The 22455-nt window shown below is 68.9% G+C and carries 22 protein-coding genes; 9 read left to right on the top strand and 13 right to left on the bottom strand.

Features of this window, described 5'->3' with window-relative positions:
* Nucleotides 1-15: 15 nt before the first annotated feature.
* From N5D62_RS22930 to N5D62_RS22920, 3 genes are read left to right on the top strand one after another with little or no spacing between them, the layout of a single operon-like run.
* Complete coding sequence (locus N5D62_RS22930; protein ID WP_279760252.1) at nucleotides 16-1002, top strand: MOSC N-terminal beta barrel domain-containing protein; 987 nt, start codon at nucleotides 16-18, stop codon at nucleotides 1000-1002.
* Nucleotides 999-2282 carry an extracellular solute-binding protein gene (locus N5D62_RS22925; protein WP_279760251.1) on the top strand — a complete coding sequence of 428 codons (1284 nt, stop codon included), beginning with the start codon at nucleotides 999-1001 and terminating at the stop codon, nucleotides 2280-2282. The genes N5D62_RS22930 and N5D62_RS22925 overlap by 4 nt, the downstream gene beginning before the upstream one ends.
* A 20-nt stretch (nucleotides 2283-2302) precedes the next feature.
* Nucleotides 2303-3166 (top strand): glycoside hydrolase family 16 protein, encoded by an 864-nt coding sequence (locus tag N5D62_RS22920; protein ID WP_279760250.1) that lies wholly within the window; start codon nucleotides 2303-2305, stop codon nucleotides 3164-3166.
* A 44-nt stretch (nucleotides 3167-3210) separates the two neighbouring features.
* Here the strand turns inward: N5D62_RS22920 and N5D62_RS22915 are convergent, their stop codons facing one another.
* Together N5D62_RS22915 and N5D62_RS22910 are read right to left on the bottom strand one after the other, a co-directional pair.
* Nucleotides 3211-3603: a hypothetical protein gene (locus N5D62_RS22915; RefSeq protein ID WP_279760248.1), complete on the bottom strand. Its 393-nt coding sequence runs from the start codon at nucleotides 3601-3603 to the stop codon at nucleotides 3211-3213.
* Nucleotides 3604-3774: 171 nt separating this feature from the next.
* Entirely contained in the window at nucleotides 3775-4590 is an 816-nt protein-coding gene (locus tag N5D62_RS22910) for an SDR family oxidoreductase (protein WP_279760246.1), read from the bottom strand.
* 96 nt (nucleotides 4591-4686) lie between these two features.
* On the opposite strand from N5D62_RS22910, the gene N5D62_RS22905 reads away from it, so the two are divergent.
* Both N5D62_RS22905 and yddG read left to right on the top strand, forming a co-directional pair.
* A complete protein-coding gene (locus N5D62_RS22905) occupies nucleotides 4687-5616 on the top strand; it encodes an AraC family transcriptional regulator (protein ID WP_279760244.1) in 930 nt (309 codons plus the stop codon).
* Nucleotides 5603-6490 carry an aromatic amino acid DMT transporter YddG gene (gene yddG / locus N5D62_RS22900; RefSeq protein WP_279760243.1) on the top strand — a complete coding sequence of 296 codons (888 nt, stop codon included), beginning with the start codon at nucleotides 5603-5605 and terminating at the stop codon, nucleotides 6488-6490. The genes N5D62_RS22905 and yddG overlap by 14 nt, the downstream gene beginning before the upstream one ends.
* Before the next feature lie 72 nt (nucleotides 6491-6562).
* Here the strand turns inward: yddG and N5D62_RS22895 are convergent, their stop codons facing one another.
* On the bottom strand, nucleotides 6563-6865 hold the full coding sequence (locus N5D62_RS22895) for a putative quinol monooxygenase (protein ID WP_279760242.1): 303 nt from the start codon (nucleotides 6863-6865) through the stop codon (nucleotides 6563-6565).
* Nucleotides 6862-7542 (bottom strand): type 1 glutamine amidotransferase domain-containing protein, encoded by a 681-nt coding sequence (locus N5D62_RS22890; protein WP_279760240.1) that lies wholly within the window; start codon nucleotides 7540-7542, stop codon nucleotides 6862-6864. The genes N5D62_RS22895 and N5D62_RS22890 overlap by 4 nt, the downstream gene beginning before the upstream one ends.
* A gap of 272 nt (nucleotides 7543-7814) precedes the next feature.
* Here N5D62_RS22890 and N5D62_RS22885 point away from each other — a divergent pair, with 272 nt between their 5' ends.
* The gene (locus tag N5D62_RS22885) at nucleotides 7815-8237 is read left to right on the top strand and encodes a VOC family protein (RefSeq protein WP_279760239.1); all 423 of its coding nucleotides are present in this window, start codon (nucleotides 7815-7817) and stop codon (nucleotides 8235-8237) included.
* A gap of 51 nt (nucleotides 8238-8288) precedes the next feature.
* Entirely contained in the window at nucleotides 8289-9029 is a 741-nt protein-coding gene (locus N5D62_RS22880; protein WP_279760238.1) for an AAA family ATPase, read from the top strand.
* 35 nt (nucleotides 9030-9064) lie between these two features.
* Here the strand turns inward: N5D62_RS22880 and N5D62_RS22875 are convergent, their stop codons facing one another.
* From N5D62_RS22875 to N5D62_RS22860, 4 genes are all read right to left on the bottom strand, one after another.
* Nucleotides 9065-9439 carry a hypothetical protein gene (locus tag N5D62_RS22875; RefSeq protein ID WP_279760237.1) on the bottom strand — a complete coding sequence of 125 codons (375 nt, stop codon included), beginning with the start codon at nucleotides 9437-9439 and terminating at the stop codon, nucleotides 9065-9067.
* A 271-nt stretch (nucleotides 9440-9710) separates the two neighbouring features.
* Complete coding sequence (locus N5D62_RS22870; protein WP_279760236.1) at nucleotides 9711-10301, bottom strand: cohesin domain-containing protein; 591 nt, start codon at nucleotides 10299-10301, stop codon at nucleotides 9711-9713.
* 8 nt (nucleotides 10302-10309) lie between these two features.
* Complete coding sequence (locus N5D62_RS22865) at nucleotides 10310-12934, bottom strand: phospholipase C, phosphocholine-specific (RefSeq protein ID WP_279760235.1); 2625 nt, start codon at nucleotides 12932-12934, stop codon at nucleotides 10310-10312.
* Nucleotides 12935-13237: 303 nt separating this feature from the next.
* A complete protein-coding gene (locus N5D62_RS22860; RefSeq protein WP_279760233.1) occupies nucleotides 13238-13462 on the bottom strand; it encodes a hypothetical protein in 225 nt (74 codons plus the stop codon).
* 449 nt (nucleotides 13463-13911) lie between these two features.
* Between N5D62_RS22860 and N5D62_RS22855 the strand changes: the two genes are divergently transcribed.
* Complete coding sequence (locus N5D62_RS22855) at nucleotides 13912-14172, top strand: hypothetical protein (RefSeq protein ID WP_279760232.1); 261 nt, start codon at nucleotides 13912-13914, stop codon at nucleotides 14170-14172.
* 108 nt (nucleotides 14173-14280) lie between these two features.
* Here N5D62_RS22855 and N5D62_RS22850 read toward each other — a convergent pair whose 3' ends face one another.
* Nucleotides 14281-14982 carry a DUF2007 domain-containing protein gene (locus N5D62_RS22850; protein WP_279760230.1) on the bottom strand — a complete coding sequence of 234 codons (702 nt, stop codon included), beginning with the start codon at nucleotides 14980-14982 and terminating at the stop codon, nucleotides 14281-14283.
* Between the two features lie 114 nt (nucleotides 14983-15096).
* Nucleotides 15097-15612, bottom strand: a complete 516-nt coding sequence (locus N5D62_RS22845; RefSeq protein ID WP_279760228.1) for a DUF417 family protein — start codon at nucleotides 15610-15612, stop codon at nucleotides 15097-15099.
* 108 nt (nucleotides 15613-15720) lie between these two features.
* Between N5D62_RS22845 and N5D62_RS22840 the strand changes: the two genes are divergently transcribed.
* Entirely contained in the window at nucleotides 15721-16554 is an 834-nt protein-coding gene (locus N5D62_RS22840; protein WP_279760227.1) for an AraC family transcriptional regulator, read from the top strand.
* A gap of 76 nt (nucleotides 16555-16630) precedes the next feature.
* Here the strand turns inward: N5D62_RS22840 and N5D62_RS22835 are convergent, their stop codons facing one another.
* Genes N5D62_RS22835 through N5D62_RS22825 form a run of 3 tightly spaced genes read right to left on the bottom strand, consistent with a single transcriptional unit; the run spans nucleotide 16631 to nucleotide 22281 of the window.
* Nucleotides 16631-18163 carry a tryptophan 7-halogenase gene (locus N5D62_RS22835; RefSeq protein ID WP_279760225.1) on the bottom strand — a complete coding sequence of 511 codons (1533 nt, stop codon included), beginning with the start codon at nucleotides 18161-18163 and terminating at the stop codon, nucleotides 16631-16633.
* A 31-nt stretch (nucleotides 18164-18194) separates the two neighbouring features.
* On the bottom strand, nucleotides 18195-19235 hold the full coding sequence (locus tag N5D62_RS22830; protein ID WP_279760223.1) for a cupin-like domain-containing protein: 1041 nt from the start codon (nucleotides 19233-19235) through the stop codon (nucleotides 18195-18197).
* A 22-nt stretch (nucleotides 19236-19257) separates the two neighbouring features.
* Nucleotides 19258-22281, bottom strand: a complete 3024-nt coding sequence (locus tag N5D62_RS22825) for a TonB-dependent receptor (protein WP_279760222.1) — start codon at nucleotides 22279-22281, stop codon at nucleotides 19258-19260.
* Nucleotides 22282-22455 lie beyond the last annotated feature (174 nt).

Genomic DNA, 22455 nt, shown 5'->3' with positions numbered 1-22455 from the left:
CGCAGGAGGATCGGCATGAGCGCCGCTGGCCTGATCTCGCTCGCCGCCGCGCGCCCGGTCGGCGAGGTGCGCGTCGACATCGACCTCGACGCCGACAAGGCGCCGGTCGTCGCCGTGGACATCCGGGTCGACTTCGAGGACACGCAGGGCGGGCCGATGCCCGGATCGACGACGGCGTCCGCCGAGGTGGAGGCGCTGTTCCTCTATCCGGTGAAGTCCTGCGCCGGCGTGCGCGTGAGCGAACTCCGGTTCGACGCCGACGGCCGCATCGAGGGCGACCGCGAGTGGATCGTGGTCGACGCGCGCGGCGAGCTCTGCTGGCTCGGTTCACATCCGAAGCTGGCGTTGCTTCAACCGAAGCTGCTGCCGGATGCGCTGCTGCTGCGCGGCGGCGACCTGCAACCGCTGTGCCTGGCGCGGGAAGCGGCAGGCGAGGCGACGCGGGCATCGATCTGGGATCCGGAGACGCGCCGGATGGTGGCCCATGGCGCGAGGGACGCCGGCGCGATGGCGGCGCAGTTCCTGCGTGAACTGACCGGCGAGGAGCTGCGGCTGGTGAAGCTCGATCGCGAGGCCTTGCTGGCCACCGCGCCGAACCCACTGCATGCGGTGTCGAGCGCGTCGGTCGAGGAACTCAACGCGCACCTGGTGGCGCAAGGGCACGCGCGGGTCGATGCACGCCGGTTGCGGCCCAACCTCGTGCTGGGCGGCGGCCGGGAGCCGATGGCGCCGTTCCTGGAGGAGTACCTGCTGCAACTCGTCTGGCCCGACGCGGCAGGCACCTGGCGTCGACTGGTGCGTCGCGCCGCGTGCGAGCGCTGCGTCGTGCCCAACGTCGATCCGGACAGCGGCGAGGTGCAACCGGGCATCGACGCGGCGATCGCCGAGCTGAGCGCGCAACGCTGGCCCGGGCAGGCGTCGCGTTTCGGCATCTACCTGCAGCCGCCCCAGGGCGGCACCCTCGGCGAAGGCACGGCCATGACGATGGAGCTCGACTTTTGACAGCGCGCGCGGGGCTCACCCGTCGCGGCATGCTGGCGGCGATGACGGCGCCGGCCTGGTCCGGCGTGATGGTCGTGCCGGCGCTCGCGCAGACGCGCGAGGTGCTGACCATCGCCGCTTTCCCTCTGATGGACAAGATCGCCGAGGCGGCGATCCCGGCCTGGCAGGCGATGCATCCCGATGTCGAGCTGCGCATCCTGATGCGGCAGTACACCGACCACCACACCGCGATGACGACGGCGCTGTCGACGGCGGTGGGACTGCCGGACGTGATGGCGCTGGAGTCGAGCTTCGTCGGCCGCTTCGCGCAGGGCGGCGGCCTGGAGGACCTGCGTCAGCCGCCGTTCGGCGTCGAGGCCTATCGCCCCCGGCTGGTGCCGTATGCGTATGACCAGGCGATCGCGCGCAATGGCGCGGTGGTCGCGGTGCCGGCGGACATCGGGCCGGGGACGATGCTGTACCGCAAGGACATCCTCGACCGCGCGGGCGTGCCGCCCGAGGAACTGACGCGCAGCTGGGACAGCTACGTGGCGGCGGGCGAGCGCATCAAGGCGGGCAGCGGCGCGTACCTGATCGCCAACGTCCAGGAGATCAAGGACATCCTGATCGCCGACGGCCTGAAGCCGGGCGAGGGCATCTACTTCGACACCGAATCGCGGGTGCTGGTGAACTCGCCGCGGTTCGAGCGCGCCTTCGAGGTCGCGCTGCGCGCGCGGCAGAAGGGGCTGGACGCGAAGGTGCAGGCCTGGTCCAACGACTGGGGCGCCGGCTTCAAGAACGGGCGGCTGGCGACCGAGCTCTCGGGCGCGTGGCTGGTCGGCCAGCTGAATGCCTTCGTCGCGCCGGAGACCAAGGGCCTGTGGCGGGCGGCGTCGCTGCCGGGCGGGGCGCATGCGCCGTATGGCGGGACCTTCTACGCGATCGCGCGCAAGTCGGCGCCGTCGCGCAAGGTGCTGGCGTGGCGCTTCATCCAGCTGATGACGCTGGACCCGAAGCGGCAGCTGCAGGCGTTCAAGAGCTACGACGCGTTTCCCGCGCTGCGGGACGTGCACGAGGACCCGTTCTTCAGCGAGCCGGTGGACTTCCTCGGCGGCCAGCAGGCGCGGCTGCTGTGGCGGGACGACGCGCTGAAGATCGCGGCGCTGCCGGTGCACAAGCAGGCCAAGTTCGCGGAGGAGGTCGTGCAGACCGAGCTCGACAAGGTGCTGCGCGGGCACAAGACGATCAAGGCGGCGCTGGCGGATGCCGAGCAGCTGCTGGAGCGCCGCGCGAAGCGGTGAACAACCGGAGACAGGGGTTCATGAAGCAACGAATGACGCGGCACTGGGCCGCCGTGCCGCTGCTGGCGGCATTGACGATCGACGGCGGGGCGGCGCTGGCGCAGACCGCGACGGGCAAGGGCGGGGCGGCCTCGGGGCCGCTGGCGATGCCGGCCGGCTACACGCTGGTGTGGGCGGACGAGTTCGACCAGGGCGGCCTGCCGGACGCGTCGAAGTGGGCCAACGACACCGGCATGAACAAGCAGGGCTGGCACAACCGGGAGAAGCAGTACTACGCCGGGCCGCGCGCGGAGAACGCGGCGGTGAAGGATGGCCGGCTGGTGATCACCGCGCGCAAGGAGTCGCTGTCGACGGCGCCGGACTGGGGCGGCCAGCAGTACACGTCGACGCGGCTGATCACGAAGGGCAAGGCCGAGTGGACCTACGGCTACTTCGAGATCCGCGCGAAGCTGCCGTGCGGCAAGGGGACGTGGCCGGCGATCTGGATGCTCGGCAGCCAGGGCGACTGGCCCGAGTCGGGCGAGCTGGACATCCTCGAGCACATGGGACAGAAGCCGGACTGGGTGTTCAGCACGGTGCACACGACATCGGGCCACGGCGGGCACGGCGTGGGCGATGGCCGCAAGCTGGCGACGGCGTGCGATGCGTTCCATACCTACCAGATGCTGTGGACGCCGAAGGAGATCCGCTTCGGCATCGATGGCCAGGCGCATGCGGCGTATCCGAACCTGGGGAAGGGCACGGCGCAATGGCCGTTCGACAAGCCGCAGTTCCTGATCCTCAACCTCGCGATCGGCGGGGACCTCGGCGGGGAGATCGACGACACGATCTTCCCGATCGGGTATGAGGTGGAGTTCGTGCGGGTGTATCAGGCCAAGCGCTGAAGGCGCGCAGTGCACCGGCTCCGGTGCCACTGCGCCTCGGACCGCTACGACGTCACGGTCTCCGTCGCCTTCTCCTCGGTCTTCTCGGCCTCCTTGAACGTGCCTGCCGTGCGGGCCGCGCCTTCCCACTTGCTGCAGGCCGACTTGAGCAGCGGCGAGAAATGGGCTTCACCCTTGGGCACCTTGAGGGTCATTTCCTCGGCATCCTGCATCCGCTTGAACCAGCAACTGCCCCAATTGCGGTCGGTGTGCAGATTCAAGCCGAACGTGTACTTGTAGGCCCCGATCTGCACCTCGAACCAGCGAAACCGGACCGCCTTGCTGAGCGGAGCGTCCGACACCATGCCGGGTTCCGTGCTGCCGATCAGGGTCTTCGCGGCCTGGGACGGGATCCATGCGAGCAAGGTGTCCTTCTCCGCGCCGGTGATCATGCCCATGTTGTCCTCCTTGAATGGAATGGCCCACCGACGCCGGACCAGTGAACCCGGTCGGCGACGATGGGAACGGAGGATCTTCTGGCCAAGCGCCTCGTCGAGGAAGACGCCGGCCGGTCGCGCGTCCTCAAACGGTATGAGGGGCCCGCGCGACGCGACCGATGACCCCCGGTGTCACTCGCTCGCCAGCGCCACCGCGTCCGCTCCGGCGGGAATCCGCATCGGCGCCTGCGGATCGGTGACCGCGCGCCACACCGCCTCGGCGACGTCCTGGGCATGGGTCACCGGCGTCGACGCGTCGCGCACCGCGGCGAAGACGCGATCGCGGAACTCGGTGTAGGCCTCGGGCACGTCGAGCGGCATCAGCTTGCGCGCGTTGTCGCCGAAGCTCGTGCCCGGCGAGCGGCCCGGCAGCACGAGCCGCACGCGGACATCGAACGGCGCCAGCTCCAGCGCCAGCGACTCGGTGAACGCGTTCACCGCCGCCTTGCTGCCCGTGTAGACCGACAGCAGCGGCAACGGCCGCAAGGTCACGCTCGACGTGACGTTCACGATCACGCCCGAGCGCTGAGCCCGGAACCGCGGCAGCACCGCCTGCGTCATGGCGATCGTGCCGAGCACGTTGGTCTCGTACAGCGCGCGGGCATTGGCCATGTCGACGCCCTCCAGCGGCGCCAGCAGGCCGACGCCGGCGTTGTTGACCAGCGCATCGATCGGGCCCACGGCCTCGATGCAGTGGCGGATGCTCTCGGCATCGGTCACGTCGAGCGCCAGCACGCGCAGCCGGTCGGAGCGCGGCAGCAGGTCCTCGCGCGGCGTGCGCATCGTCGCGATGACGCGCCATCCCTTGTCGAGGAAGAAGCGCGCCGTCTCGAGGCCGAAGCCCGACGAGCAGCCGGTGATCAGCACCGTCGAGGCGCCCGGAACCGCGGTGGCGACGGTGGCCGCGGACGCGTTGGAAACGTTGGGAGAGCGGGAAGCGCTGGACATCGATGAACTCCATCGGTTGGGGATGCCCTGCACGATAGGGAGCGAGAACAGGACTGACTACACTGCGAAGTCCATTCCTTTATCGAGATCGTCCAGATGGTCGACCCGTTGGCCGAAGTCGTGTCCTTGCTGCGTCCGCAGGCGCCGTTCTCGAAACTCGTCATCGCTTCGGCGCCGTGGGCGGTGCGTCGCAGCGAGACCGGGCGCCCGTTCTACTTCGCGGTGCTCGAAGGCGCTTGTCGCCTGACGGTCGACGGCATGGACAACAGCGAGACGATGACCCTGCAGGCCGGGGACTTCGTCCTGATCCCGGCGGCGCGCGGCTTCGCGACGTCGAGCCTCGATCGCCAGCCGCCGCGCGACGGAGACCGCGTCACGACGCCGATCGTGCCGATGCCCGGCGGCGCGCGCGTCGGCGATCCAGCGGGGCCGGTCGACCTGCGCATGCTGGTCGGCAACTGCGTGCTCGGCTCGCCGGACGCGGCGCTGCTGGTGTCGCTGCTGCCGCGATGGGTGCATGTGCGCGGCGAGAGCCGCCTGTCCACGCTGGTCCAGCTCGTCGGCGACGAGTCGCGCGCCGACCGCCCCGCGCGGGACATCGTGATGTCGCGCCTGCTCGAGGTCCTGCTGATCGAGGCCTTCCGCGCGACGGCGAGCACCGCCGCCACGCCCGGCCTGGTGCAGGGCCTGGCCGACGCGAAGCTGGCGATCGCGCTGCGCGGCATGCATGCCTTGCCGGCGCATCCGTGGACGGTGGCCGAGCTCGCGAAGGCGGCGACACTGTCGCGCTCCGCGTTCTTCGACCGCTTCAGCCGTGCGGTCGGCGTCGCGCCGATGGCGTATCTGCTCGCGTGGCGCATGGCGCTCGCGAAACAATGGCTGCGGCAGCGCGAGCTGTCGATCGCGGAGATCGCCGAGCGCGTGGGCTACAGCGCGGTCGGTCCGTTCGGGGTGGCGTTCACGCGGCATGTGGGCATGCCGCCGGGAAGATTTGCGAAGAGCGAGCAACTGGATGTCGAAGTCTGAAATCTCGAAGGGCGCCACGCTGCTGGGGCTCGTGGCCATCCTGTTCTGGAGCACCTCCGTCGGCGTCAACCGCAGCACGATCGAGTTCCTCGGCCGGACCGGTGCGCCGGCCGTGCTGTTCACCGCCGCGGCGCTGCTCCTGCTGCCCACGCGCACGTCCCTGCGCGAGCTGCCGCGCCGCTACCTGTGGATCGGCGCCGCGCTGTTCGTCGCCTACGAGCTGTGCTTCGTGCTCGCCCTCGGCCTGGCGCGCACGCGCCATGAGGCGATCGAGGTCGGCATGGTGAATTACCTGTGGCCCAGCCTGACGGTGCTGTGCTCCGCGATCGCGGGCCGCAAGCGGCTGAACGCGCTGATGCTCGGCGGACTGGCACTCGCGCTGGCGGGCGTGGTGACGGCGTCCTCGCCGCCCGAGGGCCTGTCGCTGAGCCGCTTCTTCCAGAACGCCGCGGCGAATCCGATGGCCTATGGCCTCGCGTTCATCGGCGCGATCGTGTGGGCGCTCTACAGCACCTGCACCAAGTTCATGGCGCAGGGCAAGAACGGCCTGTGGTTCTTCATGGCGCTGAGCGCGGTCGCGTTCTGGATCTGCCATGCGTTCAACGGGGAGCGGCCGCCGATGGCCTGGTCGATGCATGTCGGGATCCAGGTCGCGCTGGCGAGCGCGGCGGTGACGCTGGCCTACACGCTGTGGAACATCGGCGTGCTGCGGGGGAACATCCACCTGCTCGGCCTCGCGGCCAACGCGACGCCGCTGCTGTCGGCGCTGTTTGCCTCGGTGCTGCTGAGCGCGCCGCTGCCGCCGATCTTCTGGGTCGGCGCGGCGATGGTGGCGGTGGGGTCGTTGGTGGCGGGGGTTGGGTCAAGACGTTGATCGTCGAGCAGCGGAAGAGGGGACCGCATCGCGGTCCCCTTCGTTCATCGACTGCCTGGCGCGCGGGCCCGATCAGGCCTCCTCGCGCAGCAACTGCACCTGTCGCTCGGCCAGCAGCGGCAGGATCCGCTTCACGACGAGTTCCTGGTAGTGCGCCGAAGCCCGATGAGCCTCGATGGCCGCGCGGTCGGCGTAGCGCTCGAGCAGCAGCAACTCTCCGGGAACACCGACGCTCTGGAACGCGTCGTAGCCTTGGCAGCCGGACTCGGCCAGCGACTGCTCGCGCAACTGCGTCACCAGCGCCAGCACGTCAGCCACAACCTCCGGCGCCATGCGCCAGCGAGCCACGACGACGATGGGACCGGCGGCGCTCATGCGGCCTCCTTGTTCAGCGCGGCGACGATCTCCTTGGCCAGCGGCGCTCCCGACGCCGGGTTCTGGCCCGTCATCAAGCGGCCGTCGACGACGACCTTCGGTTGCCACAGGTCCGCCTTCTCGTAGATCGCGCCGTCGTCGCGCAGCGCCGTCTCGAGCAGGAACGGCACGTCCGCCTTGGCGTAGCCGTCTTCCTCGGCGTTGGAGAACGAGGTCACGCGACGGCCCTTCAGCAAGGGCGTGCCGTCGTCGAGCTTCACGCCGGCGAAGGCCACCGGGCCGTGGCAGACAGCGGAGACGATCTTGCCGCCGTTCCAGGCGCGCAGCACCGCCTGCTTGACGTCGGGATCGGTGGCGATGTCCGCCATCGGGCCCAGGCCGCCGGGGAAGAAGATCGCGTCGTAGGCGAGCACGTCGACCTCCGACAACTTGCGGCTGCGCGACATGCGACGGAAGGCGCTGCTCTCGCGGAAGGCGCGTTGCGCCGGATCGGTCTCGTCGTAGGCATCGGCCGGCGGCTCGCCGCCGAGCGGGGAGGCGAACTCGACGGCGATCCCGGCTGCATCGAAGACCTCCCAGGGATGGGCGACCTCCGCGAAGAAGTAGCCGGTCGGGCGCTGGTTGGGGCCGATCCTGGCCGTATTGGTCAGGACGAAGAGGACATGCTTGACAGTCATGGGGAGCTCCTTGGCGGTGCCCGCGTCGCGGGAGGTGGGTGAGGCGTCGGGCCCCTCGGCATCGAGGAATCACGACATCGCCAGGGAATGATGGGCGCTTGAATTCAATTCATGAAATTTATTCGTTGGATATCAGTCATTGCCAGAAGGAATGACTGATTGGCACCTACATGGAGCGCCTGCCGGGTCTTGTCAGCAGACCTTCCTGACAGTCCGCTGCGAGGTCGATTTCTACATTGCGTGCATCCCGACCACTGCATGAAGGAATCCCGATGGCACTGACCGTCACTCCCCACCTCAACTTCCGCGCCCAGGCCCGCGAGGCGCTCGCGTTCTATCACCGCGTCTTCGGCGGCGAGCTGATGGCGGTGACCTACGCGCAGGCGCACGCGGCGCGCAACGAGGCCGACGCGGACCTCGTCATGTTCGGCCAGGTCGAAGCGCCGAGCGGCTTCCGCGTGATGGCTTACGACGTGCCGACCGACCTGAGCTGGGATCGCGGCGATCGCGCCTTCTTCGTGTCGATCCAGAGCGCCGAGGCGCAGGAGATCTCGATGCACTGGCAGCGCCTGGCCGAGGGCGCCACGATCCAGCAGGACCTCGCGCCGTCGGGCTGGTCGCCGCTGTACGGGATGCTCACCGACCGCTTCGGCGTGACGTGGGTGATGAGCGTGGTGCCGCAGATGCCGGCCTGAGCCACGAGGCGCGCCCGCGGGGCGTCACTCCCCGGCGCTAGGATCCGCCGCATGCCCCGCCGCCTCAAGCCCCACATCCTCAGCACGGTCCTGCGCACCGACACGGACCTCGACCTGGACGTCCATCCGTTCAACATCCCCGCGGTCCGCGAGATGGATCGCATCGAGTACCACCCGAACGTCACCTTCTTCGTCGGCGAGAACGGCTCGGGCAAGTCGACGGTGCTCGAAGGACTGGCGCTGGCGATGGGCTTCGGCCCGGAGGGCGGGACGAAGAACATTCGGGTCTCCACGACGGATTCCGTCTCCGGCCTTCACGACCACATGCGCGTCGCCCGCGGCGTTCCCGCGCCGCGCGACGGATTCTTCCTGCGCGCGGAAAGCCTGTTCAACATCGCGACCTACGTCGATGGCGTGGACGCGTCGGGCAGCTACGGGGGCAAGTCGCTGCATCGCCAATCACATGGCGAGGCTTTCCTGGCCGTCATGCTCAACCGTTTCGGCGGGCGCGGGCTCTACCTGCTCGACGAGCCGGAGGCGGCCCTGTCGCCAGCGCGGCAACTCGCCGCGCTTCGCCTCATCCACGACCTGGTGGAGGACGGTTCGCAGTTCATCATCGCGACGCACTCGCCGATCCTGCTGGCCTATCCGCATGCGCGCATCTACCGCTTCGGCTCCGAAGGCATCGAGGCCATCGCCTACGAAGACACCGAGCACTTCACCATCACCCGCGACTTCCTCAACCACCATGAAAAGCGGATCGAGCAGCTGTTGAACGACAGCGACGCCTGAGCGCCGTGTCGAGCACCGCGTCGGTGTGGTCGAGACTACGTCGAGGCCGCGTGCGGCCCCTCGCTCTGCTCCAGCGCTCTTGCCCGCCTGTCTCTCCACACGCGGCGGATCGCCAGGAAGATGCAAGTGATCAAGGTCCCGCCGATCAGGAACGGAGACAGGATGACCAGGATGAGCAAGAGTTCCATTCCGGGCCCACGCATCCCGAGGGTCGCGCCCCACCAGATCGGCCCGACCACGGCAGCGCAGACGCCCAAAGAGATCCAGAAGTACTTCGCCGTGAGCTTCCTGGTGGCGCCGTTCGCGAGCAGCAGCAACAGGCCGACGAACGGGACGACGATCAACACGAAACAGAGGGCGAGGAAATCCTTGACGATGCCGTTGCCCATGCTGGCGGTGCCTTGGGCCATGGCTGAGGCACTCATGGACGCGAGGAGCGGAAAGGCGACAACACGCCGGAACGTTTGCATGACGGGGTCCTCCCTGTGGCCATGCCCATCAGCGTCACTGTCGTGGACCCGGGCCAAGCCAATCTTTGTTTGACCGGCATTGAACCACCTTTGTCCGCCACTCGGCTGTTGAACGAAGACAACACCTGACCCCGGGTTTGTCGCGATGCCCCTTTCATCGCATCCATCGTGCGGCCCCAAGGAACCCGCGTTCGCGGGTTCCTTCTCTTCGTCAGCGCGAGGCCGGGGTCGCGGCTGACGTCGAAGCCGCGCGACGGCGCGTCGTCAGCCCGAGGACGCCCAGGCCCAGCGCCGCCAGCAGCGCCGATGCCGGTTCCGGCACCGCCGACACCGCCAGGTTCAACGACGCGTTGAGCGGCTGCGCGCCGCTCCACAGGAAGTTGAGTCCGTGGTTCAGGTTGCCCGCGTCGGTGATCAGGCTGATCTGCGCCAGGCCGTCCTGCAACGCGTTGAAGTGCAGCGTGCCCAGCAGCAGCGAGCCCTGGCCGCCGTTGGCCACGCCCGGGAAGGCCGAGCCGCCGAACTGCCCGGCGCCCAGCCAGCCGCTGTCGTCGTCCCAGCCGGCCGCGGCGGTGAAGCTGCCGAAGGACAGCTGGGTCGTGTCGTAGCTCAGCCGGAAGCCGAAGGACAGCAGTTCCTCGTCGAGCGCCAGGCCCGCGAAGGGATCGGTCACGCGGATCAGCAGGTCGACGCCTTCTCCGACCTTCGCCGGAGCGACGGGCGTCAGCGACACGGTGGCGGCCTGCGCGGCCAGCGAAGAGAGCGCCAGCGCGGCGGCGGCGATCAGGGGCTTGAGGTTCATGGTCGTTCTCATTGGGTGCTGAAGAGCTGGTACCAGACGCGGTAGTCCGCTTGCGTGATGCACTTGTCGCCGTCCATGTCGGCCAGCGGCTCGAAGCGCGCGTCGCCGGCGCAACTGCCGATCGCGTTGCGCAGCGTGTCGCGGTCCGCCGCGGTGACGGCGCCGTCGGCGTTCACGTCGCCGTTCTTGCGGACCTTCACCGGCAGGCGCGGCGCGGCCTCGCCGTAGCCGTCGTTCAGGAACAGGCCGAGGAAGTAGTCGCCTTCCGGCTGGCCGGCGAGCGAGAACACCTGCGTGCCGCCCGGGCTCGCGACGTAGTTCCACTTCAGCGAGCCCGGGCCGCCGGGCGTCATGCCGACGCGGTACAGGCCGATCCAGTGCGTGTTGCCGGCCGGCAGGCCGCTCCAGGCCAGCGACACCCCGCCGCCCAGGCGCACGCGGTCGACATCGGCCTTGAAGGTGACCTGCGGCGTCGTCGGCGGCAGCACCGGCGGCGCGTTCCAGGTGACCTGAGCCAGGCCGTTGAGCACCGGGTCGGTGTAGTCGAGGCCCGCGCCTTCGACGTGGCCGGCCAGCCGGCGCCAGAACGCGTTGTCGCCGTCGACGGTGACGACCAGGTCGTACCAGCCGTAGCTCGCGGTGACCGCGCGGACATGGTCGCGGCTCGAGCCCGCGGGCACGTCGATCGTCACGACGGTCTTGTCGCCGTAGGCGTTGTCGACGACGCGGAAGCGCATAGGCTGCGTGCTCGCGTTGCGCAGCGTCAGCGTCACGCTCGCGCTGGCGGGCTGCTCCTTCAGGCTGGCCGCGGCCAGGCGGCCGGTGCCGTCGAAGCTCATGCGGAACTCGCGCAGGAAGCCGTTGTCCCCGTGCACCGCCAGCTGCATGCCGGCGCTGCCCCAGTTCCAGACCTCCTGGTCGATGCGCTTGCCCGGCTCGACCGTGTAATGCCACGGGCCGTCGGTGCGCAGCGACGAGTACACGATGAACGCGGCCGTCGCGCTGCCTTCGTTGGCGAAGCTCAGCGCGAACTGGCGTGCGTTGGTCGCGGCGATGCCGTCGACGCTCGAGCGGTAGGGCAGCGGCATCGCGCGGCGCGGCACGCCGCTGGCGGCCTTCTCCTGGCGCGGCAGGCTCTGCGTGGCCGGCGGCAGCGCGTCCTTCGTGCCCCAGCCCTTGAAGTACACGGCGTTGGCGGGAACGCTGGACGGGAACTCGGCGCCGCCGGACTTGAAGTCGAAGGCGGTGGTCATGTCGCCGCAGACCGCGCGGCGCCACGGCGAGATGCCGGCGCACTGCACGCTCGCGCGCGGGTAGCCCTTGCCGTTGACCAGCCATTCCTCGGTGAAGCGGATCAGCGAGGTGTGGTCGAACAGCTGCGAGCAGACGCGGCCGCCCTTGCTCCACGGCGAGATCACCATCGTCGGCACGCGCGGGCCCAGGCCGATCGGCTGGCCGCCGGCGACCTCGCCCTGCGTGGCGTTGGTCATCGTCGTGCGGCCGCGGTCGGCGTTCAGCGGCGCCATCACCGAGGGCATGTGGTCGAAGAAGCCGTCGTTCTCGTCGTAGGTCAGGATCAGCGCGGTCTTGGACCAGACCTCGGGCGACTGCACCAGCGCCTGCAGCAGCCGCGCGGTGAAGTTCTCGCCGGCGTTGGGCGTGTCGTCGGGGTGCTCGCAGTACTCGGTCGGCGCGCAGATGTAGGACACGCGCGGCAGCTGGCCGCTGCGCACGTCGGCGGCGAACTGGTCGATCAGCCACTGGCCGGAGGTGCCCGGCGCGTTGGCCTGCGTCGAGCCGGCGGCCATCGCGCGGCCGCGGCGGTACAGCGACGAGGCGCTGGTGAGCTTCTGGCCGTTGGCGTCGACGCGGAAGTTCTTGAAGTACTGGAGGTAGTTGTCGCCGTAGTTGTCCCACTCCTGGTAGACCTTCCAGCTCACGCCGGCAGCCTCCAGGATCTCGGCGTAGGTCACCCACTCGTTGCCCTTGGCGGCGGGGTTGTCGTTGGCGATGTCGGCGTTGTAGGTGCCGTTGGTGACGTTGTAGAGCTTGGAATCGGCGATGCCGGTCATCACCGCATTGCTGTGGCCGGAGAGGGCGTAGAAGCGGTTCGGGTCGGTGGGGCCGAAGATCGAGCAGTGGTAGGCGTCGCAGACGGTGAACGCGTCGGCCAGCGCGTAGTAGAAGGGCAGGTCGCTGCGGTCGAAGTAGCCCATCGTGCGGGGCGACTTCTTGGAGATCCAGACGTTCCAGTCCTTCCAGGCGGCTTCGGTGCCCTTCCAGCTGTGGTCCAGGCCGACGCGCAGCGCATTGGTGTTGCGGATGTCGAAGTGGTAGGGCAGGACCTGCGAGCCGGCGGTGTTGCCGGGCTGCATCCAGACCGGCTGGCCGCTGGGCAGCGCGATGGGACGGGGGTCGCTGTAGCCGCGCACGCCGGACAACGTGCCGAAGTAATGGTCGAACGAGCGGTTCTCCTGCATCAGGATGACCACGTGCTCGATGTCGGCGAGGGTGCCGGTGGCGTTGTTGGCGGGTGTGGCGAGGGCGCGGCGGATGGTCTGCGCGAACGAATGGCTGCTGGCCATGCCGGCGACCGCGGCGGTCAGGAAGGACCGGCGGGATGTCGTGCTCATGAAGCTTCACCTGGGGAGGTCGTGAAGCGCGTGATTTTTTTGGCGAAGGAAGTCAGGAGCGTGAAGCGACGGTGTCGCACCGCCGATCCCCCCGCGCTCAGGTGTCACCAGGCGTGACGGCAGGTGGGCAAGCGCACGCGGGCGCTTGAATCCGGCGGGGAGGCGGGCGCTTGGCGCGCGGTGTCGTCGTCGATGTCCCCGCGATGCGGTCGGACGCCGCGCTGCCGGCGGCGCCCAGGCCCATGCCCGCGCCGAGGCCGACATCCGCCGTTTCCTATTTTTCGGCTTGATGTCGTGTGACGCTCAGCGCACGTCGTCTCCGACGAAGCCACCCTTTCCGTCTGAGCGTGCCCACCGCATGTTTTCCTTGTTGCAAGAAACGAGGCGGCCGCACGCAGGGCAGGAAATCTTGTTGCCGAACACAGTGGCCGACATGGCCGTTTCCTCGTCTCCAAACTGGAAAGGCGCCATCGCCCAGGTCTTGCACTCGGTGCACTGGAACTGCTGCAATTTCAGTGGAGTGTTCATGGGGAGGCTCTCCTTGGGTTCGTATGTTGGGCGATCACCAGCGTAACTTGGGGAGGGAACCTTCCCATCCTCAATCTGGAGGATGACGCCCATTTGCATCCGTCGGACCAGCGGTCAACTCGGGCGCCGACTCTGAGGAGCTGGCGGACGATCAGCTCCTTGAGCGGCGTATCTAACTATGGGATCGCCCCCAGTTGGAGCGGGTTGTTTGCATCGGCAGATGTCGAGGGCGATGTGCCGGGCGCGCGAGCGCACTCCGGCGTAGGGCGACATAAACAGGTCGGTGCATCCGTGCCGGGAATGGACGCAATGACTTGACTTCAGTGAATCGCTTTCCGTCCTTGAAGGCAGAACCGGGTCATGGCCGCTGACGGGTGTCCTCGCTGGAATGCCATCACGTTGTCGACCGACAGCGGGTCATCCCAGCTTTCTCCTTTCGAGGACACGACATGACGGCCATGCCTGTCGTTCTCCGTTCGCGCCATCGTTGGCGTTGGATCCGCCGCACCGTGGCGCGACTCGTCGCCGTGGGCGTGTTCACGATGCTCGCGTTCTGGCTGCAGGCCCGAAGCGGCGCGTGGTCCTACGCGGCGCTCGCCTTGGCGATCGTGATTGCACTGCTGGTCGCCATCGCGGTCTTCTGGATGGTCGACGCGCTGCTCGCGCGCGGCGCCGCGTGGTTTGAGCGGCGTCGGTATCTAGGCCAGTAGCAAGAAGGGGCAGTGCCCAAAAGCACTGCCCCTTCCGTGTCATGCCCTGATGGCAGCGACGCCGTGCGCCAACGCCCGCCCATGGCCGGCCGACGCAGCGATCGCGCCTCAGCCCAGCGCGCTCAACACCCACCCGAAAGCCAGCGCGCCGATCGCCGTCGCGATGGCCGGCACGAGCAGGCGCTTCGTCTCGTACTGGCTGCCGTACTTCGCGATCAACGCGCGGCTCTGTCGCTGCCCGCCGAGCACGTACCAGAGGATGTTGACCGCCGACAGCAGCAGGCTGGCCTCGAAGACGAGGAACGCGCCCGTGTTGCTGTCACGAAGCATGAGGACACCAGCCAGCGACGCCGCCGCCAGCAGGAGGAACGAGATCCACGCGCCCGCGCGGCTCGCCTCGGGCGCCACGGTCCGCGCGTTGGCGAGCTGGATCGCCGCGCCGAAAGCCGGCGTCAGCACGAAGCCGAGCATCGCCGCGCGGTCCGGATGGAAGACCGGCGCGGAGAGCTTTCCGATGGGCGGCGCCGGCGCTTCCTCTCCTTCGAGCAGCAGGTTCCCCGCCTCGTAGTCGGCGATCGCCCGTCGCGCGGCCGCCGCTTCCGATCCCGGCACCAGCACGCGCACGCCGCCCAGCGCCGGTGTGATCAGCGAGTAGAACTGGACGATGTGCTCGTCGGCCACATGCGGCGTCAGTCCCGCCGACTGCAGGACACCCTTGATCAGGTGGGCCTCGGTGGCGGTCGGCCGTTGGGCCACGCAGACAAAGTCGTCGCTGTTGTCGCTGCTATCGGAATGGGCGGTCTGGGTCATCGCGGGGCGTTCACAGGCGGAGGGAACGGAGCTTAATCCGTCCCATCGGGACCGCGCGATCGAGACCGGCTGCGCGTCACGAGCCAAGCTGCGCGATACAGGCGCCCCGGACGCTCAAGGGCGCGCGCGCCGCTGCAGACCTTCGCCCAGCACGACCAGGCTCACGCCGAGCAACGCGATGTCCTTGATCAGGAAACCGCCGAGCTCGTTGAGCCACGGGAAGCCCCCGGCGCGCGGGTCCCACATCGGCAGCGCGAACATGATCGACGTCGTCACCAGGAAGGTCAGCGACGCGAGCGCGCCACCGGCGATCGCGGCGCGCGCGGACCACGGCGACGCCAGCAGCAGTGCCGCCGTCAGCAGCTCGACGACGCCCAGGAAGTAACTCGCCCCCGCCTCGCCGAACAGCGGATAGAGGAACGAGAGCCACGGCGTGTTGGCGATCAACGGCTTCAGGGCCTCGACCTCGACGGCGGTGAACTTCAGCGCGCCGATCAGCAGCAACGGCAGCACTGCACCGGCGAAGGCGACCAGCCGCCCCGCCGCCAGCACGCGCCGCGCGACCGCGTGGCCGGGATTGGAAACAGGACCGTCGAACAAGGTCGCGGCGGCAGGGGATCGTGGGGACATGGGTGGCTCCTGGAAGGCCGGCGACATGCCGGCGATGACGAGCACTGTGCCGCGCCACCTTGAACCGGATCGCGCGTAGAGTTCGCGAAACTTTCCCGGGAGTTCAGCTTGAGCGATCGACTCGCCGCATTGATGTCGCGTTTCTCCATCCACGCGAACACGGTGCACTCGGGCCGGATCTGCGGCGCGCACCCGATCGAGACCGCGCCCGGCACCGGCCAGTTGCACCTGATGACCGCCGGCACGATGACCGTCCGCCACGTCGACGGCGAGAGCCTGACGTTGGTCGAACCCAGCGTGTTGCTGTCGCCGCGTCCGGTCGCCGGCTCGTTCGTCGCGGACGAGACGGCCGGCGCGACGCTCGTGTGCGCGGAGCTGAGCTTCGGCGGCGGCTCCGTCCATCCCGTGATCGCGGCGCTGCCGAGCCTGGTCAGCCTGCCCCTGTCGAAGGTGCCCGACGCCGCGCCAATCTTCCGCCTCATCGGCGAGGAGGCTGCGGGCGATCACTGCGGGCGAAAGGCCGTCCTGGACAGCCTGTGCCACGTCGCCGTCGTCCACCTGCTGCGCGAGCTGATGGACCAGCGGCTCATCGAGGCCGGCCTGCTGGCAGGCCTGGGGCATCCGCGGCTCAGCCGCGCGATCGTCGCGATGCACGACCGGCCGGCCACCGCATGGACCCTCGAGGCGATGGCCGAGGTGGCGGGCATGTCCCGCACCGCGTTCGCCTGCGAGTTCCGCGACGTGGTGGGCGCCACGCCCTTCGCCTACCTCCAGGCCTGGCGCATCGGCCTCGCCCAGGCGGGCATCCGCGACGGCCGGCCCTTGAAACTCGTGGCGCTTGATGTCGGCTACGCGGGCGAGGCCGCGCTGTCGCGCGCGTTCCGCGCGCAGACGGGCCAATCTCCCCGCGAGTGGAAGAAGGCGCAGCCGCCCCGTCCGTGAAGGCGTCGTCCGCCGGCGCCCGCCGGAGCGCATGCCCCGCCGCATCCGCCATGGCGGCCACGGTGGCCGCGCGCGATCACGCCGCCACGGCCGCCTTCTCCCCGCCCGCCGGCGCGTAGCGCGTCACGTACTGCTGGTGCGTGGGCATCTCCCGCACCGTCTGCTCGATCTGCGTCTTGATCCCGCCGAGGAACCCGGCCAGCTCGCGGTCGCCCATCAGGTCCGCCGACGGATGGTGCTGCTCCGGCATCACCCCCTGGCCAAGCATCACCTGCGCCCAGGAGTTCTCGGTGAACAGTTCGTTGGGCACGCGGAACACGCGCCCCGCCTCGCGGAACAGGTCCAGCCGGTGCCGCAGCGACGGCGGCACCGCCATGTCCCGCATGTCTCGCCACATCGGCGAATCCGTCCGTTCCGTGGCCTTGTAGTGCAGCACGATGAAATCGCGGATGTGCTCCAGCTCGTACTTCATCTGCGCGTTGTATTCGTCGATGTCGGCCTGCCGGATCCCGTCCTTCGGGAACATCTGCATCAGCCGGATCGCGCTGCGTTGGATCAGGTGGATGCTGGTCGACTCCAGCGGCTCCAGGAAGCCGCTGGACAGCCCCGCCGCCACGCAGTTGCGCTTCCACACGACGTCGCGCTGGCCCGGCTGGAAGCGGATCACGCGATGCGGCGTCAGCACCTCGCCTTCGATGTTGCCCAGCAAGGCCGCGCGCGCCGTCTCGTCGTCGACGTAGCGGCTGCTGAACACCACGCCGTTGCCCACGCGGTGCTGCAGCGGGATCTGCCACTGCCAGCCCCAAGGATGCGCGATCGCGCGCGTGTACGGCACCGCGTCCCGCACCGAGGCCGTCTGCAGCGCGATCGCGCTGTCGCAGGGCAGCCAGTGCGACCAGTCCTGGTAACCCACGCCCAGCGCCTGCCCCAGCAGCAGCGACCGCATGCCGGTGCAATCGACGAAGAGATCGCCCTCCAGCTCCGAGCCGTCCTGCAGCTTGAGCGCGCGGATGTCGCCGTCGGGCCGCATCAGCACCTCGGCGATCTTGCCTTCCACGCGCTTGACGCCGTAGCCCTCGCTGAAGCGGCGCAGGAAGGCACCGTACAACGTGGCATCGAGATGGAACGCGTAGTTCAGCCGGCCGCCGGGCAGGTGCGCGAACTTGCCCTCCCGCGCCGCGCGGTGCTCCAGGCAGTAGTCGCCGTAGTCGGACGCCAGGCCGCGTTCGCGGCCCTTGCGCCAGAAGTGCTGGAACCCGGCCGTCCAGTGGTCGACGCCGGTCGTGCCGAACGCATGGATGTAGGTGTCGCTGCCCGCGCGCCAGCCCTCGAACTGGATGCCCAGCTTGATCGTCGCCTGCGTCGCCGCCATGAAGGCGCGTTCGTCGATGCCCAGCAGCTCGTGGAAGGTCAGCATCGTCGGGATCGTCGCCTCGCCGACGCCCACCGTGCCGATCTCGTCGGACTCCACCAGCCGGATGTCGAGCTGGCGGCCCAGGTGCTTCGAGATGCACGCGGCCATCATCCAGCCGGCCGTGCCGCCGCCGGCGATGACGACGCGGCGCACCGGCCGGCGGCCGGTGGCGGTGGAATCGGAAGTCGGGGTCATGGCGTCTCCTCCATGTCGTTGAATGCGAGGCTCAGCGTTGCCGCAGCCGCTGGATCAGGTGGTCGCGCAGGTGCGCCGCGCCTTCCGCCGTCAGCGGCGCCAGCGCGTGCCGCGCGTGCTCGGGAATGTGGGCCGCCGTCTCGGGCCCGGCGTTGAACACGTAGTGATCGAAGATCCCACGCCAGGCCCGGCGTTGCGGCTCGGGCAGGTCGCGCATCGACAGCAGCGCCTGCATCAGCGCGAGGACCGGCGGGTCCATGTGCGCCGGCGACTGCCGCCACCAGTAGTTGACGAGGACGTTGAACGGGTCCAGCGCCTCGACCTGGTGCCACCACATGCTCGGGATGTAGAGCGCGTCGCCGGGACCGAGCTCGGCCACCTGCGCGTGCGCCAGCGCTTCCTGGAAGCGCGGGAAGCGATCGAGGTCCGGATGCTTCAGGTCGACCAGGCTGACCGGCTGCCCGGCCGGCGTGAAGTCGATCGGGCCGACGTAGAGGTTGGGCAGCTGCTCCGGCGGGAACAGCGTGAAGCGCCGATGTCCGGCCGCGACGCAGGCGATGTTGTCGGGCAGGTCGTAATGCGGCGCGATGCGGCTGCGATTGCCCAGCCACACGCTGGCCAGCGCGTCGGGTGCCACCTGGTTGCCGGCACCGTCCCGGCCGCCGAGCGGCGACAGGTCCAGGTCGTTCTCGGCGCGGAAGCCGGGGAGGCAGGTGTCCACCGTCGTGGAGCCGACGTAGTAGCAGGGTGGCCGCCCGACCTCTGCGATCCGGAGCAGCTCGTCCATCAGCGCCGGCAGCGGCGCGTCGGCACGACGGAAGTTCATGCCGGTGAAGTCGTCGTTGTAGAAGATGCGGCCGTCGATCTCCGGCGGCCCGGTCATGATGGCCACCGGCGCGCCGCGCCAGCAGCCGTGCAGGTAGTCGACCGCCGCGCGGTCCGAGCGCCGCGCCTCCCGCACCATCGGCCAATGCGACACGAGGCCGCGCAACACCACCGGTTGCGCGGCCTCGAGCAGCTTGGAAGGAAGCCGACCCGGGCTCAGGTCGCTGATGTCGCGGATCGGCTTCATGCGGGCAGGGCCCCTGGCGGGGTCAGAACTTGTAGCGGAGTCCCAGCATATAGCGGCGTCCCGTCTGGGTGACCGAGTACACCTCCTCCGACGTCCGTCCGTGCTGGCGCAGGATCGAATCGCCCAGGTTGATGATCTCCGCCTGCATGCTCAGCTTCTCGCTGAAGTTGTAGCCCAGGCTCACGTCCACCTGCGAGTACGGCTCGGTGAAGATCGGCGCCGAGCGGCCCAGCTGGTTGCCGTCGTTGACCGCGGCCAGGAACTTGTCGCGCCAGTTGTAGGCCACGCGCACGCTGAACCGCGCGTCCTCGTAGAAGCCCACCAGGTTGGCGGAATCGCTCAGGCCCACCAGCGCGTACTGCTGCGCGAAGCTCATGTTGTCGTACTTCAGGCCCGACTTCACCTTCGTGTAGTTGGCCGCGACGCCGAAGCCCGAGTTCCCGAACGCGTGCTGCACGTTCAGCTCGAAGCCCTTGAGGCTGTTGGACTGCGTGTTGGCCGGCACCGTGATCTGGAAGTTGGCCACCGGATCGCCGGGCTGCCCCACGATCGTGCCCAGCGCATGGCCGTTGCTGTCGCCGGTCTTGGTCACGCCCGGCTGGCCGTTGTAGCGGTTCAGGATGTAGTCGCGGATGCAGGTGATGTCGCTGCCGCAGCCGCCGGTGGTCGAGGCCTCGTTGTAGTACTTGCCCCCGATCGGCGTGTGCAGGTTGAACGGCGTGGCCTGCTCCAGCGTCGAGCCGATGTAGTTGGAGATGATCTTGCGGAACACCCCCGCGGCCACGTAGCTCGAGCGCGCGTAGTAGTACTCGACCGAGAAGTCGATGTTCTTGGACTTCAGCGGCTTGAGGCCCGGATTGCCCTGCGAGCCGGTGCCGCCGCTCAGCCGCGCCAGGTCGTTGAGCGTCTGCCCGCCCTGGATCGCGTCCCAGCCCGGGCGGCCGATCGAGGTGCCGTAGCTGGCGCGGAACTTGAGCTTGTCGGTCAGGTCGGCCTGGAAGTCGACGTTGGGCAGCCAGTAGGTGTACTTGCCGTCCAGCGTGGTGAAGCCCGGATCGCCCTTGAGCACCGTCAGCTCGTTGTTGGAACCCCAGGTGATGCCGGTGGCGATCGGCACCAGCGCGCTGGAGGTGACCTTGGTCTTCTCGTAGCGCATGCCCACCGTCGCGCTCATCGGCACGCCCAGTTCCCAGTCGCGGGTGTACTCGGCGTAGGCGCTGGTGGACTTCTCCGTCGTGCGCCGGTCGGTCGAGAACACGTTGGAGGCCAGGTACTTCGACGGGTCGCTCCAGGACTTGGCCGCCAGGTCGCGCACCGTGCCGAAGTCGAAGGTGTAGAACTGCGTGAACAGCCGCGGATCGCCGATGCCGCCGACCTTGCCGAAGAAGTCGCGCAGGTTCTGCGGGATCCAGACGTTGTCCGGGTAGTTGCCCGGGCCGCCCTCGACGCCGCCCCAGTTGTCCAGCTGGACGTTGGAATAGGCCGAGCGGTTCTTCGCCTTGGTCAGCCCGACGCCGAAGTCCAGCTTGGAGTCCTCGCTCAGGTCCCAGCTGCCGCGGACCTGCTGCTGGTCGACCTCGGCCTTCATGTAGCTGTTGCGGAAGGACGAGCCCGTGACCTGCTGCAGCGACGCGTCGCGCTGCGTCGTGGGCATGATCAGGATCGGCAGTTCCTGGCTGAAGTCGACGCCGGTCTGGCCGCGGTTGAAGCTGGCCGTGCCGATCACGTTGTTGGTGCCCCAGGGGCTGTCCGCGCCCGACTTGGCGGTGGACTTGTGCGCGTCGAACTCGAAGCGCAGCTTGTCCGTGGCCTTCCAGTCGAGGTTGAAGCCCAGCGACTTGTTGTCGTTCTTGGTGGCGAAGTCCGCGCCGCCCATCGACAGGTCGGCCTTGCCGTCGGCGATCAGCTCGGTGTAGTTCAGCGGCGCCGAGACCGGGCCCTTGGTCCACGAGCTGGTCGACGGGCCGAAGCTGAACCACGCCGACAGGTCGTTGCGCCGTGTGTGCACCTTGTTCTGCGACGCGGTGTAGTCCAGCGTCGCCGTCAGCGCCTTGCTCGGCGCGAACTGGAAGGTCACCTGGCCGTTGGTCCGCTCGCGGCGGAAGCCGTTCATGTTGTAGTTGATGTTCTGCGGCAGCGAGTACACGTCCGTCGGCCCCGGACGGTTGGTGATGCCGCCCGAGCCGGGCGCGCCCGGCAGCGGGATCGCGCCGTTGCCGGTCTCGTCCCCCTTGAACGGCAGCCAGCCGTTGGGCACGCCGGCGCTGTTGTAGCCGCCGTCGCGCTTCTGGTAGCTGCCCGAGACGGACAGGCCGAACTTGCCGTCGCCGAAGACCGTGCTGTAGATGCCCGAGACCTCGGGCGTGACGCTGTCGCCCTTGATGTTGTCGGGCAGGCGCGAGTTGCCGACGTCATGCACCGCCTTCACGCCGATGCTGGCGATCGTCTTCTTGGTGTCCAGCGGACGCGCGGTCTTGATGTTGATCGTCGCGCCGATGCCGCCGGTCGGGGCGCTGGCGCGGCTGGTCTTGTAGACCTCCAGCGCGGCGATCGACTCGGTGGCCAGGTTGGCGAAGTCGAAGGCGCGGGAGTTGGACGGGCCGGTGTCGGCCAGCGTCGAGGCCGGCATCTGGCGGCCGTTGAGCAGCACCAGGTTGAAGTCGGGACCGACGCCCCGGACCGTGATCTTGGAGCCTTCGCCCATCGAGCGGTCGATCGACACGCCCGAGATGCGCTGCATCGATTCCGCGAGGTTGGTGTCGGGGAACTTGCCGATGTCCTCGGCCACGATGCCGTCGACCACGCCGCGCTGCTGGCGCTTGAGGTTCAGCGAGGTGTCCAGCGACTGCCGGATGCCGGTGACGACGACGGTGTCGATCTGCGCGTCGGCCTTGCGCTGCGCCGCGGAGGCGGCGGACTCCGGCGCGGCCGGCGCCTGCTGGGCGTTCGCGGCGGCGGCGAAGAACAGCAGCGCGCAGGCCGCCGCGACCGGCTGGCGCTGCATGGGGCGGACCTGCCGCTGTCGGGTGGGGTGGACGTGCTTCATCTTGTCTCCTTGTTATCTCTCAGTCTTGACCATGACCCCCGTTCGTCGGCGGGCCCGATTGTCTGCAGGGCAAGCTGGATCCGAGTGTTCGGCGGATATCTTGAAAGCGCTTTCAGAATTTATCTGCTTCAGCCCGGGGACCTCTACTGACTTTCCCTAGCGAGGGATCCGCGC

This window comes from Mitsuaria sp. GD03876 (assembly GCF_029840635.1).
GTDB lineage: Bacteria > Pseudomonadota > Gammaproteobacteria > Burkholderiales > Burkholderiaceae_C > Roseateles.
The sequence above is the reverse complement of the archived record's forward strand: the minus strand, read 5'-3'. Positions and strand labels throughout refer to the sequence as shown.